The 14,026-nt window shown below is 62.5% G+C and carries 13 protein-coding genes; 5 read left to right on the top strand and 8 right to left on the bottom strand.

All coding sequences use genetic code 11. The features are described 5' to 3' along the window. Positions 1-617, bottom strand: a 617-nt coding sequence (locus tag QWZ03_RS13275) for a carbohydrate-binding protein (RefSeq protein WP_290333157.1), incomplete at its 3' end; no start/stop codon positions are given. A 408-nt stretch (positions 618-1,025) separates the two neighbouring features. Between QWZ03_RS13275 and QWZ03_RS13280 the strand changes: the two genes are divergently transcribed. Both QWZ03_RS13280 and QWZ03_RS13285 read left to right on the top strand, forming a co-directional pair. Beyond that, a complete protein-coding gene (locus QWZ03_RS13280; protein WP_290333159.1) occupies positions 1,026-3,473 on the top strand; it encodes an alpha/beta hydrolase family protein in 2,448 nt (815 codons plus the stop codon). Between the two features lie 140 nt (positions 3,474-3,613). Next, a complete protein-coding gene (locus QWZ03_RS13285) occupies positions 3,614-4,393 on the top strand; it encodes an ATP-grasp domain-containing protein (RefSeq protein ID WP_290333160.1) in 780 nt (259 codons plus the stop codon). Between the two features lie 90 nt (positions 4,394-4,483). Here QWZ03_RS13285 and QWZ03_RS13290 read toward each other — a convergent pair whose 3' ends face one another. From QWZ03_RS13290 to QWZ03_RS13305, 4 genes are all read right to left on the bottom strand, one after another. Beyond that, a complete protein-coding gene (locus tag QWZ03_RS13290) occupies positions 4,484-5,083 on the bottom strand; it encodes a DUF1287 domain-containing protein (protein ID WP_290333161.1) in 600 nt (199 codons plus the stop codon). A gap of 61 nt (positions 5,084-5,144) precedes the next feature. Further along, on the bottom strand, positions 5,145-5,765 hold the full coding sequence (gene prfH / locus QWZ03_RS13295) for a peptide chain release factor H (RefSeq protein ID WP_290333162.1): 621 nt from the start codon (positions 5,763-5,765) through the stop codon (positions 5,145-5,147). Further along, on the bottom strand, positions 5,762-6,901 hold the full coding sequence (locus QWZ03_RS13300) for an RNA ligase RtcB family protein (RefSeq protein ID WP_290333163.1): 1,140 nt from the start codon (positions 6,899-6,901) through the stop codon (positions 5,762-5,764). Before QWZ03_RS13300 ends, prfH begins: the two co-directional genes overlap by 4 nt. 390 nt (positions 6,902-7,291) lie before the next feature. Continuing rightward, entirely contained in the window at positions 7,292-7,906 is a 615-nt protein-coding gene (locus tag QWZ03_RS13305; protein ID WP_290333164.1) for a hypothetical protein, read from the bottom strand. Positions 7,907-8,091: 185 nt separating this feature from the next. Here QWZ03_RS13305 and msrC point away from each other — a divergent pair, with 185 nt between their 5' ends. Continuing rightward, positions 8,092-8,571: a free L-methionine (R)-S-oxide reductase MsrC gene (msrC, locus tag QWZ03_RS13310; protein ID WP_284194781.1), complete on the top strand. Its 480-nt coding sequence runs from the start codon at positions 8,092-8,094 to the stop codon at positions 8,569-8,571. 75 nt (positions 8,572-8,646) lie between these two features. Here msrC and QWZ03_RS13315 read toward each other — a convergent pair whose 3' ends face one another. Together QWZ03_RS13315 and gloB are read right to left on the bottom strand one after the other, a co-directional pair. Further along, a complete protein-coding gene (locus tag QWZ03_RS13315; RefSeq protein ID WP_290333165.1) occupies positions 8,647-10,389 on the bottom strand; it encodes a lytic transglycosylase in 1,743 nt (580 codons plus the stop codon). 260 nt (positions 10,390-10,649) lie between these two features. Then, positions 10,650-11,411 carry a hydroxyacylglutathione hydrolase gene (gene gloB / locus QWZ03_RS13320; protein WP_290333166.1) on the bottom strand — a complete coding sequence of 254 codons (762 nt, stop codon included), beginning with the start codon at positions 11,409-11,411 and terminating at the stop codon, positions 10,650-10,652. On the opposite strand from gloB, the gene QWZ03_RS13325 reads away from it, so the two are divergent. Further along, positions 11,410-12,153 carry a class I SAM-dependent methyltransferase gene (locus QWZ03_RS13325; protein WP_290333167.1) on the top strand — a complete coding sequence of 248 codons (744 nt, stop codon included), beginning with the start codon at positions 11,410-11,412 and terminating at the stop codon, positions 12,151-12,153. The two genes, gloB and QWZ03_RS13325, sit on opposite strands and share 2 nt — an antisense overlap. Positions 12,154-12,407: 254 nt before the next feature. Here QWZ03_RS13325 and QWZ03_RS13330 read toward each other — a convergent pair whose 3' ends face one another. Beyond that, complete coding sequence (locus QWZ03_RS13330) at positions 12,408-13,316, bottom strand: MerR family transcriptional regulator (protein ID WP_290333168.1); 909 nt, start codon at positions 13,314-13,316, stop codon at positions 12,408-12,410. 385 nt (positions 13,317-13,701) lie between these two features. Between QWZ03_RS13330 and QWZ03_RS13335 the strand changes: the two genes are divergently transcribed. Then, a complete protein-coding gene (locus tag QWZ03_RS13335; RefSeq protein WP_284194786.1) occupies positions 13,702-14,022 on the top strand; it encodes a c-type cytochrome in 321 nt (106 codons plus the stop codon). Positions 14,023-14,026 lie beyond the last annotated feature (4 nt).

The following is a 14,026-nucleotide window of genomic DNA, read 5'->3' on the forward strand; positions in this document are numbered from 1 at the left end:
GGGGTCGGGGTCGGGGTCGGGGTCGGGGTCGGGGTCGGGGTCGGGGTCGGGGTCGGGGTCGGGGTCGGGGTCGGGGTCGGCGTCGGCGTCGGCGTCGGCGTCGGCGTCGGGGTCGGGGTCCCACAGGCGTTCAGGTCGTTCCAGGGCTTGCCGCTACCGGTGCTGGCAGACGGAACTTCACCTTGCGTCCACCACTTGGCCTCGTAGTTACGGCCGTTGTAGGTCACCCGCTGCCCACCTGTATAAGCCGTTCCCGCACTCCAGGCCTGGTAGCACGTCGTGGGTGTCGGTGTCGGTGTCGGTGTCGGTGTCGGCGTTGGCGTTGGCGTTGGCGTTGGCGTTGGCGTACCAGCGCAGTCTGCCTGATAGGCCCACAGGGTAGGCGTTGCGGCAGGGTTCCAATTGGCACCTACATGGGCGGTATGGGTCTGTAGTGCCTTGTAGTTCTTACTTTGGTAGCTGGCCAAGGCATGCGTGGCGTAGGTATTACCTTCGGTCCAGGCGGCCGCACAACTCGCCGCCAGGGCATTGGGGCTATACAGCACACCGGCCGTGGCCAGGCTAAGGGTAAGGGTGCGCAGCGCAAAGCGCCTGGCCAAGGTAGGGGTTGGGTTCATGCGGTTGCTCCATCCATATCTGTAGGTTGGGCGAGGTAGCCGAATACATTGCCCGGCTGGCTTATGGGCTGCACCACCCCTCGCGGCGATAGCGGTGCACTCTCGTGAGGAGGCTTGCGCCGGCCTGGAGCCCTATCCCGGCCCCATGCAGCCGATCAAGGCCAAAAACAATACCGGTATTATCAAAACATCTCTTACTGGTTATGCATGGTTACATTATGGTATTAGATCAGCACAATTCAATAATGACAATGTCAACCCATGGCTAACCACGCTGTGCCGGAATCCCCACACCATTCGTCCTGCCCCTTTACGCTTCATCGCAATCATTTGACGCGATCACCCCCACTCGAAGACCGTACGTGGCTGCCCCGAAAGGCAAGCCAGCTTCCAACCCATGGAGAACCCATGCAACGTTCCACCCCGATCTCATTGGCCCTGCTGTGCGCAGCCTTGCTGCCCGGCAGCATGGCCCTGGCCGACACCCACTACCAGACGCCACCTGCCGAGCTGCAGGCGCTGGTCGATGCACCGCGCGGCCCTCTGTTCAACCTTGGCCCCAAACGCAGCACCGCCCTGCTGGTAGGCATGGCAGCCCTGCCCAGCATTAGCGCCGTGGCACAGCCAGAGTTGCGCCTGGCCGGGCTGCGCATCAACCCCCGCATGCGCGCCGCCAGCCGGTTTGATTTTGGTAACGGCCTGAGCCTGCTGGATGTGGGCACGGGCCAGCAGCGGCCAGTACAAGGCTTGCCGGTCGATCCGCGCATCGCCGATATCGCCTGGTCATCCGATGAGCGCTGGGTGGCATTCAGCCGCTGGGGTGACAACGGCGTTGAACTGTGGCTGCTGGATGTGGCCCAGGGTCAGGCCCGCCGCCTGATCAAAGAGCACCTGAACGCCATCGCCGGTAACGGGTTCGGCTGGCTGGGCGGCAACAAGCAGTTGCTGGTCAGGCTGGCTCCGCAGGATCCGGCCGCCGCCCCCGTCGCCTCAAGCGTGCCAGCCGGGCCCAATACACAGCAGACGGCCGGCGGCCAGACCTCGCAGACCCGCACCTATGCCGACATGCTCAAGAACCCGGCCGATGCAGCGCAACTGGAATGGCAGTTGCAAACCCAGATCGCCCTGGTAGGCACGGATGGCAAACTGAGCCGGGTGGGCAAACCCGCTACCGTCATCGGCCTGCAGGGCTCGCCCGATGGCAAATACCTGCTGCTGGGCGTGCTGCGCCAACCCTATTCCTATCTGGTCCCGGTATCGCGCTTCCCACGTGCCACCCAGGTGTGGGATACCCAGGGCAAGCTGATCAAGACGCTGGCAGAACAGCCCCTGCTGGAGCGCCTGCCCAGCGGCAACGATGCCGTTCAACCCGGCCCGCGCGACTTTGCCTGGCGCGATGATGCACCTGCCACCGTACACTGGACCGAGGCCCAGGACGGCGGCGATCCTAATCGGGAAGCCAAGGTGCGCGACTCGCTGTTCCAGCAGGCGGCACCGTTCGACCAGCCGGCCACGCGCCTGCTGGATGTCGCCGCACGGGTAGACGACATCCGTTGGGGCCGTGATGATCTGGCCCTGGTCACCGAAGGCTGGTGGAAGAGTCGCGACACCCGCACCTGGCGCATCCAGCCGGGCAAACCGACTGCAGCGGCCGAGCTCATCGTGTCGCGCAAGTCAGAAGACCGCTACAGCGACCCCGGCACCCCGCTGACCCGCCTCAACAGCTACGGCCGGCCCGTGCTGCAAACCGGCAAGGACGGCAACACCCTGCTACTGGCCGGTGAAGGCGCCAGCCCGGAAGGCGACCGCCCCTTCCTGGATCGCTTCCACCTGGACAGCAAGCAGACCGAACGCCTGTGGCGCTCCGAAGCACCGTACTACGAACGCACCGTGGCCGTACTGGATGATGAAGGCCAGCGGCTGGTGACCAGCCGCGAGGCCGTGGACGAGCGCCCCAACTACTATCTGCGCGATCTGGTACGCCGGATTGCCCCGCGTGCGCTGACGCAATTCCCACACCCCTACCCGCAGTTCAAGGGCATGCAGAAGGAGCTAATACGCTACAAGCGGGCCGATGGCGTGGACCTGACGGCCACCCTGTATCTGCCAGCCGGCTACGACCCCAAGCGTGACGGCCCCCGCCCCATGCTGATGTGGGCCTACCCGCAGGAGTTCAAATCGGCCAAGGCAGCCAGCCAGGTGACCGACTCCCCCTACCGCTTCAACCGCATCAGCCTGGGTGGCCCCCTGGTCATGTTGGCCCGTGGCTACACCGTGCTGGACGACCCGGCCATGCCCATCATAGGCGAAGGCGACAAGGAGCCGAACGACAGCTACCTGCAGCAACTGACCCAAAGCGCCCAGGCCGCCGTCGACGAAGTCGTCAAACGCGGCGTAGCCGACCGTGAGCGCATTGCCGTCGGTGGCCACAGCTATGGCGCCTTCATGACCGCCAACCTGCTGGCGCATACCCGGTTGTTCCGCGCCGGTATCGCCCGCTCCGGCGCCTACAACCGCACGCTGACACCATTCGGCTTTCAGGCCGAAGACCGCAACTTCTGGCAGGCGCAGGGCGTGTACCAAACCATGTCGCCGTTCAACCATGCCGACAAGATCAAGGATGCCCTACTGATCATCCACGGCGAAGTCGACAACAACCCTGGCACCTTCCCCATCCAGAGCGAGCGGCTATACCAGGCACTGCAAGGCCTGGGCGGCACCGCCAGGCTGGTCATGCTGCCGCATGAAAGCCACGGCTACCGCGCCCGCGAATCGCTGATGCATATGCTGTGGGAGCAGGACCGCTGGCTGGAAACCTACGTCACCCAGGCCAAGCCCAGAGCCGCTGGCAAGTAGGCAGGCAAAGGGCCACTCAATGCGAGTGGCCTTTTTTTGACCAGTGCCTTGTGGGTTAACCAGTGCTATCACCAATTACCCAGGCCGACTGATATGCTTGCCAACTCGACCCATACGCGCATAAGACGCTGGATAGCAACATGCACTGGATACTCCAAGATGGCTTTCTCTCCGAAACCGGCTGGCAGGCCTTGATCGCCACGCTGACACGATTCGGCCTCACCTACTCCGTGCATGCCGTCACCCCAAAAACCGGGGTGTTGTTACCCTCACCCATGCTTGAGCACAAGCATGTCATTTGTATCGGTTCTTACTCCATGCGCCACGCTGCCCGCAGCAATGGATGGTGGCCCGGTGTTTTCGACCTGTATGCACAGGACTTTGAACAGCAGCGCCTGCACTGGGGTGCTCATATGCTGAACTACCACTCGGTAGTGAGTACCGTAGAGCAGGCCCGCTTCAACGGGGAGCACATGTTCGTCAGACCTATACAAGACTCCAAGGTGTTTTCAGGCAAAGTATTTAGCTCTGCGGCATTTCACGCCTGGCAAAGCGCCATTTGCGATCCCCACGCAAGCCGCAACGATAGCCTGACACCTCAAACCGAGATACAGCTGTCCAAGCCCGTTGAGATCTACGCCGAGTATCGCTTCTGGATACTCAAAGGCGAGATCATCACGCAGTCGCTCTACAAACGCGGCAACCAAGTGTTCTACACCAGCGATGTCGATGAGCGGGTTGCCGCATTCGTCCGTGCTCGCATCCTCGAATGGTCGCCCCATGAAGCCTTTGTGATAGACGCCTGCGATACAGCCGATGGTATCCGTATCGTCGAGATCAACACCCTGAATTCATCCGGCTTCTATGCCGCCGATGTACAGCGACTCGTCTTGGCGCTGGAGGCTGCATACGCCCAGTAATAAGCAGAATTGCCCCACCGGGCATGGCCTTGCGAGCTTGCCACGCTATTTGCACAGCCCATAATGGAAGTCAGCGCTCGCAGACCAGATTCAGCGTCGTGCTGACCCCGCATACCGGTAATGCCCCGTAATGGGATAGCGAAAGAGAATATCGTCCTCCACCGGCCCGGCCCCGATATTGTGAATGATCTTGGGCCGCTTGCTGCCGCCGACCCGTTGGTCAGAGACGATGCCGATATGCGGCAGATTGCCGGGCAGGCGCCATGTCACCAAGTCGCCAGGCGCGTAGCTGGTCGGCTCCTGGCTCACTGGCAAGGCTGCGCCGGCGCGTGTCATGAAGGTCTGGATATTGGGTACGCGGCGATGATCGATATTGCGGTCTGGCGCGCGCATGCCCCATAGCTTGGGATAGGCCCCAAAATGCCGGGTCATGTCCTCGTGTATCAGTACCTGTAGATCCACGCCCTGCTTGCGATAGGCACGTATCACCAAGTCGGTGCAGACACCCCGGTTGTCGGCCACATCGCCCATGGGGTAGGCAATACGCTGGTAGGCACCGTCATAGACTTCATGCTGCTGAGTACGGGCTCGCGCCGCCGCGACCAGCTTGTCCGCAAAAGTGGCTGCCCATGCCATCGAGGCATAGGGCAGCAACAGCGCGACAACAACGATGGATGGCAAGACCTTCATGGATCACCCGCTTTATCAAAGAAAGTGGAATCCGGGCTGGCCTCAGCCAGGCCGGATTCCACTACGGCATGACTGCCTGGAAGCGCTCTCCTGCAAAGACCCGCTTAGGGCTACCGCGTTCAATCTGATAGTGCTGCATGCGTCGCTCAGACCGCAATGCTGCCATACCTGTCGACTGCCGCATGGCCAGCTTGTGGGCCAGCAGGCAGGCCGCCAGCCGCTTGTTGGCATGCTGACTGCGCTCGGTCTGCACCCTGACACTGAGGCCGGTGGCGACATGAGTGGCCCGCACCGCCGACTCGGTCTTGTTGACGTGCTGTCCGCCCGGCCCCGATGCACGCAAGGTTTCGTAGCGTATTTCGCTGGCCAGCGCGTTGGCTGGCATGGCGCAGCGGCTTACTCCGATAAACCAGTTCTTGCGCAGATGGCGTGGCCGATAGGGGCTGGCGCAGGTCCATTGCAGAGTGCCCTCCCATTGCTGGGCCAGCTCGGCCTCGGCCTCACCCTCCAGGCTGATCAATATCGAGCGGTAAGTCCCGGCCTGGTCTCCTGGTTCCTGCTCAAGGATGTCAGTTACCACCCGGCTTTGCTCGGCCTCGTCTTGCAGGCGCTGCAGCGCCTTGGCCACCGCCAGGCAGCATTCATCGGGCCCCTGGCCCGCAGATAGTTGTAGCAAGATCAATCGCAGCACTCCCCACGGGTCTTGTAGGTCAGTACCGGCTTCAGGCGAGCCACCACTTGCAGCAAGCCTGCCCCCGCCAGGACGGCAACGATATTGTCTATCGGCTTGTAGGCCTCGGGCGCTTCCTCGTAGATCAGCTCCCGGTCGGCGCAGATCACATGGCTACCCAGGCGTGTACGGCTCAGCTGGGCGTAGCTATAACGCTTGAGCAGCCTGTCCTTGCACTCGCTGCGCATCCACTTGCGGCCCGCGCCATGGGCCAAGGAATACAGGCTGACCGCACTGGGCAGGGGCTGCACCAGGTAGCTGTAGTCCCCACGGGAGCCGGGAATGACGACGGCACCACGGTCCGCCGGGGTCGCGCCCTTGCGGTGCATCCAGCCATCCTGCTGGCTTACCTGCGCACGGCATACCATGTTGTGGGTGATATCCAGCAGTTGCTCGCCCTCGGCGTGCAATCGCGCCAGTATGCGCCGTGCGATCAGTTGCCGATTGGCCTCGGCAAACAGCACAGCCCTGTCGTGCGCCTGCAGATAGCCGCGCGCCGCCGCGGAGTCGGCCACCAAGCCGCTGTGGCCATGCTGGTCTATATGCTGGCGCAGGATATGCTGGCCCAAGCCGCGCGAACCACTGTGTACCAGCAGTTGCAGCACGCCTTTCTGCAGCTTCAGTTGCGCCAGGGCGGCTGGGTCGTACACCTCGTCCACCCGTTGCAGCTCGGCAAAATGGTTACCGCCACCTATGGTGCCCAGCGCCTGCTGAAAGCCCATGTCGGCGGGCACCAAGGCCGCAACGGCGGCCTGCCAGCTGTCATCGAGCGGGCCATCGATATTGCCCAGCTTCTTCTCCAGCTTGCCGATACTGGCCTTGCTGGCATCGATATCGGTCTGCCATAGCGCCATGCCGCAGCCTATGTCCCCGCCGATCAAGGCAGGGTACAGATGCTCGGCCGCAAAGAAGGCCGCGCCGACAGGATAACCACGACCGGGATGCAGGTCGGGCATGCCGGCCACCAGGCTCATGCCTGGGAGTTTTGCCGTGTTGTGTAATTGCTGGATCGCATCGCCTTCGATCCAAGTGTCTTCCGCCGCGATCAAGGTGACGCGGTCAGACAGATTCTGAACGTAATTGCCCATCGTATTTCCATACCAGATTTTTAAGAACGCTGATTTGGCAGGCCGGAGCCTGGGGCAATACGAGAGTGCAGCTAAAGCTGGGAGGTCTCGATCAACCTAGACACGGGCACTGCAGAGGGGGGAAACAGTGTGTTGCATGGTGTTTTTCTCCTTTACAGTGAGGTTGATGAGTGAGGGATAAGCGCGGCAAATACTAGCACTACAGCAAACCGTTTGGAAAGCGCCACCCGGTCTGCCCGTCGCGCCTCTGCTCGCGTCGGAGTAGCCGCGCTTGAGCGCCAGTGCCGCCCAATCGACGTTTTCCAGCGTGCGAGACCAGACCGGTGGCACGGGCCGTCGCCTACGGGTCGTCCCCATAGGCTTGGTTCCGCACGAAAGGGGCACGGCCACCTAAGGTCCGCAGCCGCCTGCCATAGGCACCACCGGCGTGCCACGGAAGGCCGCCGAACGCACCAGCGGCACGTTCACGCAGTACAGGCCCTTATTGGTATAGACGCGGGTCACACGGTTACCCCCCTCCTGCGTGGTCACCACATTCAGCACCACCAGCTCACCCAGTTCGCGTTCGAACACCCTGGCCATGGCGGTTTGCACAATAGGTGGCAGCTTGATCAGATTGTGCGGCAGTGGTTTAACCGGCAGCAACTGGCGGGCGGCATCTGCCTCTTGCCGCAGGGCAAGGTCGGTCGCGCCGGCGCTGCGCAAGGCGCGTTCAGTTAGGCTTTCATCCGGCGGCACCGCAAAGGGATCGGCAGTGATGGTCGTGGGTGCCGTTACCGGCGGCGGCGACGTTATGGCGGTTGTCGGTGGTGGTGGCTGCACTGGGGCGGCACGGGTCAGTGTCCGAGATGATCGGGTACTGGCTGGCCGGGGCGATGGTGCGGCGCGGGCTTGGGGCTCGGCACGGCTGCTGGGTGGTGTGGGTAGCCACAGCCATTGCATGGCAGGCCGGGGCCGTACCGTAGGCGGCTCGTCTGCCAGGCCAGCACGTCGCTGCTGCTGCATGATGGGCCAAACCCAGAATAGAACGATGTGCAGCCCCATTGATACACCCATCCCCACCCACATGGCGCGACGCCCATACCGCATGCTTCCCCCTATAGACTTGTTATGCTGGCCTGTTGACCCAGACCCGGCTCAAGACGTTCCCCGCAGTGCTATCATTTCTGCCCCTCCATCAGGATACCGCCATGTTCCACACCGCCGACCAGAGCCGCACGCCCAACTACGACGAGCTGGACCGCCAATTGGCCAGCCTGTTCGAGGGCGAGCGGGACTTTATCGCCAATGCGGCGCAGTTCTCCGCCTTCATCTATCAGACGCTGGATGCCCTCAACTGGGCGGGCTTCTATCTTGCGCGCGGTGACGAACTGGTACTGGGCCCTTTCCAGGGCAAGGTGGCCTGCGTGCGTATTCCCTTTGGCCGTGGTGTCTGTGGTACCGCCGCCCAGCAGCGGGAAACCATCGTGGTCGACGATGTCCATGCCTTCCCCGGCCATATCGCCTGCGATGCGGCTTCCAACGCCGAGATCGTCCTACCCGTCATCAAGGACGGCCGACTAGTGGGCGTCTTCGATATCGACAGCCCGGAAACCCACCGCTTCAGCGCCGCCGACAAGCTGGGGCTGGAAAAGCTGCTGGCCCGCTTTGTGGCCGCCACCGACCTGTAAGCGCAAAAACAAACAGCCCCGCAAAATTTTTTGCGGGGCTGTTTGTTTGGCACAGGCCTGCCCAATACGGGACTATCAGCTAGCGTTACGGATCTGCAGCTTGTAACCCACGCGCAGCACGCCTTTGGCCGCTGGCCGATTCCAGCGCTTGAGGTCGGCCACGCTGACATCGTAGCGGCGGGCGATCTCGTCCAGGGTATCGCCACTGCGTACCACGTGCTGGCGATCACGCGCCTTCCTAGATTTGTCGGCCTGCTTCTTGCTGCTGGCCAGCCTCACCTCCGGCTCCTGCCCGCTTTCCACATCTAGGTTCAGCATCTTGCCTACAGTCACGCTATTGGACTTGAGGTCATTGAGCGCCTTGATATCGGTAACGGTCATGCCGTGGCGCTTGGCGATGGAAAACAGCGTATCGCCACGCTGTACCCGGTAGCGCGTCACGACCCGGGTGGTCTGCACCGCCGGCATGGCACGCGCTGCAGGCAGCGTGGCTTCCTCGGCAGCGTCGTCTTCCTTGTCGTCCGACTTGATGGCACCGGAGATCAAGGCCGCCAGGTTCTGCCGCTCGCTCACGTCCATATTGTCGCGTATGGGCACCAGGATGGTCTGGCCATTGGCAGCACGGGCGCTACCCAGCTTGTTCACGTCGCGCAGTTCGGCCAGCTGGATATTGAACTTGTCGGCAATGCCGTCCAGCGATTCGCCCCGCTTGGTGACATAGGGCTGCCACGACAGTAGTGGCTTGTCGTAGCTCTTGAGATTGCGCTCGAAGTTCTCCACCTTGTCGACCGGCAGCAGCAGCTTGCGGTCTTCCTTGTGGGCAAACACCGGCCGTATCAGGCCTGGATTCAGGTGCAGCAGTTCGTCCACCGTGGTGCCGGCCAGTTGTGCAGCCAATTGCAGGTCCATGTGGCGGCCGGTGCTGACAGGCTGGAAGTACGGCTTGTCCGGCACCGACGGTATCTTCACTCCGAAGGCTTCCGGATTGGCGATGATATTGCGCACGGCCAGCAGCTTGGGCACGTAGTTTTCGGTCTCGCGTGGCTTCTTGATGGTGTCGAAGTCGTCTTCCAGGCCACGGGCGCGGGTCTTGGCCAGCGCACGGCCTACGCCGCCCTCGCCCCAGTTGTAGGCTGCCAGGGCCAGTTGCCAGTCACCGAACAGGTTGTAGAGATCCTGCAGATAGTCCAGCGCCGCATAGGTGGCCGCCATGACGTCCTGCCGACCGTCGTACCACCAGGTACGTTCCAGGCCATAACGCTGCCCGGTAGACGGAATGAATTGCCATAGGCCCGATGCGAGCGCATGCGATTGCGCTTTGGGCACAAAGGCGCTCTCAACAATAGGCAGCAGCGCAATCTCGGTGGGCATGCCACGGCGCTCCACCTCGCTGACGATAAAGTAGAGATAACGGCGACCACGATCGACCACCCGCTTCATGTACTCCGGGTGGCTGGCATAGAAGCGTTCCTGCGCCCGCACGGCCGGGGTATCCACCTCGCCCATCTTGAAGCCCTGCCGCACCCGTGCCCACAGATCGGCATCGGCACCCATGGTGGCGGGCGGCGAGGTCATCAGGGGGTTTTCCGGGGTGATAGGGGCAAATGCTGGCGTTGTTTCGGTGGCGGATTCAAGCACCGTATCCGTCACGGGTTCTGCAGTGGTTTCGGCGGCGGCGGCATCGATTGGCGCGGCAAGCAATGCCGGCTCAGTCATGGTGGCCTGTTCCGCGATGGCATCGCCTGCATGGGCAAGGGGCGCAAACAGGGCGGCCACCAGGGCAAACAGAGGAGCAAGTCGGAAATGGATTTGGGTCATAGGCTCAAATGAAAAAGGCACGTCGCGAACAAAGGGGCCGCACCTGTTGAAGGTCCGCCGGCCGAAGGGACGCAGCGAGTGTTTCGTGCATCCCATGCTTTGATGGGACATGCCAAGTAAATGAAAACTGCCGCGATGGTAGGAGCATGGCGGTAGTGCGTCAACCTGAAATTTCCTTATGAATCAATACAAAGCATCATCACACCCCGCAATGACCTTGGTGGTGGAACGGGTATTAGTCCATCTTGCCGTTCGTCAGTTCAACCGCGAAATACATTCTTCCACTCCCTTAGGGTGGCGAACACGGCCACCGGGCCATTGTCTATGGCACCCTGACTGGCCGCTGCCGCCTGGATGGCCGGTTCCGCCCAGCGCAAGAAGGGGTTGGTCGCCCGCTCCAGTCCGATGTTGGAGGGCAAGGTAGGCAGTTGCTGCTCTCGCCGCAAGCGATCCGCCTCGTGGCGCTGCTGCAATGCCGGGTTATTGGGCTCTACAGCCAGCGCAAACCGCTGGTTGGAAAGCGTATATTCATGGGTACAGCACACCAGCGTCTCGTCCGGCAAGGCCGCCAGCCGCGCCAGCGATGCCTGCATCTGGGTGGCCGTGCCTTCGAACAGCCGGCCACAGCCGCAGGCAAACAGGGTATCCCCGCAAAACACCACGCCATCGCCATGGTAGGCAATATGATCAAGCGTATGACCGGGTACCGCCAAGACGGCAAAGCTCACGCCCATCGCGGGCACGCTCACCTTGCCGCCCTCACCCACGCCCTGGCTGACACCGGCAATGCTGGGCGGTCCATAGACCGGGCAGCCATAGCGGGCCACCAGCTCAGCCAGGCCGCCAGTATGGTCGCCATGGTGGTGCGTGACCAGTATGGCACTCAGGTGCAAACCCAGTGTCTCAAGCTGAGCCACCACCGGTGCGGCCACACCCGGGTCCACGACCAAGGCATGGCCGGCTTGGTGCATCAACCAGACATAGTTGTCCTGGAGTATGGGAACAGGCAGGATGGTCGACATGCAAGACTCCTTCAATACCGTGCTGCCTGAGCAGTTCGCCCACTGGCTACATAGCCCGCTGGGCCAGTGCGTGCTGGAACACGAGCAGCGTTTCTTCGACAGTGCGGTCGCCGATGTATTCGGCTACTACGCAGTGCAGCTGGAACTACCGGGACTGGACCTGCTGCGCAGCAACCGCATGCCGACGCGGCTGACGGCCGGTCTCTCTCGGCACTGCTCGCTCAACTGCGACCCTGCGCAACTCCCCTTTTCGACCGCCAGCATAGACCTGCTGGTGCTGCCCCACACGCTGGACTTCCACGCCGACCCGCGCGCCGTGCTGCGCGAGGCAGAACGGGTACTGGTGCCGGAAGGCCGCCTGATGCTGACGGGCTTCAATCCTTGGAGCCTATGGGGCATGGCCCGCCGTGGCAAGCGCGGCCAGGGCATGCCCTGGCAGGGGCATTTCCTGAGCCTGCCGCGCATCAAGGACTGGATGGCCCTGCTGAACTTCGAAGCAGGCGCCAACAAGGTCCATTGCTACCTGCCACCCTTAGCCCAATGCGGCTGGCGCAACCGCTTTGCCTTCATGGAGTATGCCGGCCAACGCTGGTGGCCGGTGGCAGGTGGCATCTACTGCCTGGAGGCTGTCAAACGGGTACGCGGCATGCGCCTGATCGCCCCACGCTGGAAGAAAGCCCACAGCAGTGTACGAGCAGTGGCGGTCGCGCTGCCCGACCGGCAGGAACAGCCTGACGACTGAGAGCCTATCATGGCTTGAGGGTACTGATGGGCGTGAAGCCTGAGCAGGCGCCAGGGAGACCCTGGCGCTAAACGTCAGCGCAGCCTGAACCCATAGGCTCTCCCCTGATTGAATCCACACCCCCGCCCGCGCTGCCGCGCCGGAAGTCCACGTTGCACGGTGCGTGGGGGGAGCCTCGCTGGCGCTCGTTGTCGAGCCTGTCATGGGCTCAAGGCATTGATGGGTATGACGCCTGAGCAGGCACTAGGGAGACCCTAGTGCTCTGCCCGCCAGTGACCCACGGCGGGCGCGATATCGATCAATCGTTCAAGCCGCAGCACATTGGGTGGCAGGCGTTTCAAACCGCCGACACCCGCCCCACCCAGCCATAGCGATACCGCCGAAGGCAAACGCTGGCGCAGCACGGCCACCAGTTCGCCGGCCTCGCGTACCGGGAAGGTCGACGACAGAGACAGCGCCAGGATATCGCAGCCCAGCTCGCAACTGGCTTCCACCATATCGTCTAGCGGCAGCGAAGTCCCCAGCGACCAGGTCTGGCAGCCCTGCATGCGCAGCATGGCCTCCACCATCAGCAGCCCCAGCCCATGCTGCTCGCCCGATGGGGTAGTCAGGAGTACGCGTGGCGCAGCCAGGGGCTGGTTGATGCCATTGACCGCCATACGCACCGTCTGCGAAATCTGTTCTACATAACAGTGTTCCTGCCAGGCGCTGATCTCACCGGAGAACCAGGCCTCGCCGATACGGTTGTTGGCCTGCGGCATGAACTCGGCCACAAAATCGCGCAGACCGCGCACCACCAGTTCGCCCTGCAGGTAGCGCTGCAACTCACCCAGGTCACGGCGTGCCAGGCATTCGATCAAGGGATCGATGTCGGCGCCACTCTCGCCGTGGCGGCCACCACTGCCCATGCGCTCCAGCAGTTGCGCCAGCTCGGCCACTTCACCCCGGACTATCTTGCTGGGCCGCAGGCCTCTATCCAGCAGGCGCCTGACCAGCCTGAGCTTCTCCACCTGTTCAGGCGGGTACACACGATCCCCCTGTGCGTCGCGCCCCGGCAGCGGAAAGCCATAGCGGCGCTCCCAGATGCGCAACAGCTCCTTGGACAGGCCGGTCTCTCGCTCGACCGCGCTGATGTTAAGCCCCAGGGTTTGATCTACTTGCATGGCATGTACACATGTATCGGACAGGAGGATGTCTGCATCATAACGCCGTTCCTTTGTCGTCGCACATCAATGGGCGGTTTAGAGCCGCTAACAAAACCCTTCTGGCGTTGTTGTGCGAGCTTGCCGTACCCACTTACTGTCAGCTGCGCGCGCCTAGCCAGAACCGCTACGCTGGATTTTGGTAGCCGCTCTTAGCCAATTTGCTATAGCGGCAAGGCTGGCCATGCCTGCCCTCACCCCCCCGGCGCGGGCGGAAAAACCACGCCCAGACACCCTTGCCTAATAAAGCAGCGGGCTTGACTGGCAGGGTAGCCGCCCCGTCGTTACAATGCTGCGGATTTCGACGACTCCCCCGTCGAAGCAAGATACCAATATGGGAGGTGACATGAAGTACAACGCAACCTGGCTGCTACTGGGCCTGCTGGCCTTGCCGCTGGCCTCGCATGCCGCTGGCAATGCGGCCAACGGCGCCAAGAAGAACTCAATGTGCATAGGCTGCCACGGCATTCCTGGCTACAAGACCGCCTTCCCGGATGTCTATCATGTGCCCAAGATAGGTGGCCAGCATGCCGAATACCTCGCGGCGGCGCTGCAAGGCTACAAGACGGGTGCCCGCAAGCATCCCACCATGAATGGCATAGCCGTGCAGTTGTCCGAACAGGATATTGCCGACCTCGCCGCCTACTACGCTGCGCAGAAGAAATAAGGGG

Origin of the sequence: Chitinimonas viridis, assembly GCF_030409555.1 — a bacterium.
Taxonomy (GTDB): Bacteria; Pseudomonadota; Gammaproteobacteria; order Burkholderiales; family Chitinimonadaceae; genus Chitinimonas; species Chitinimonas viridis.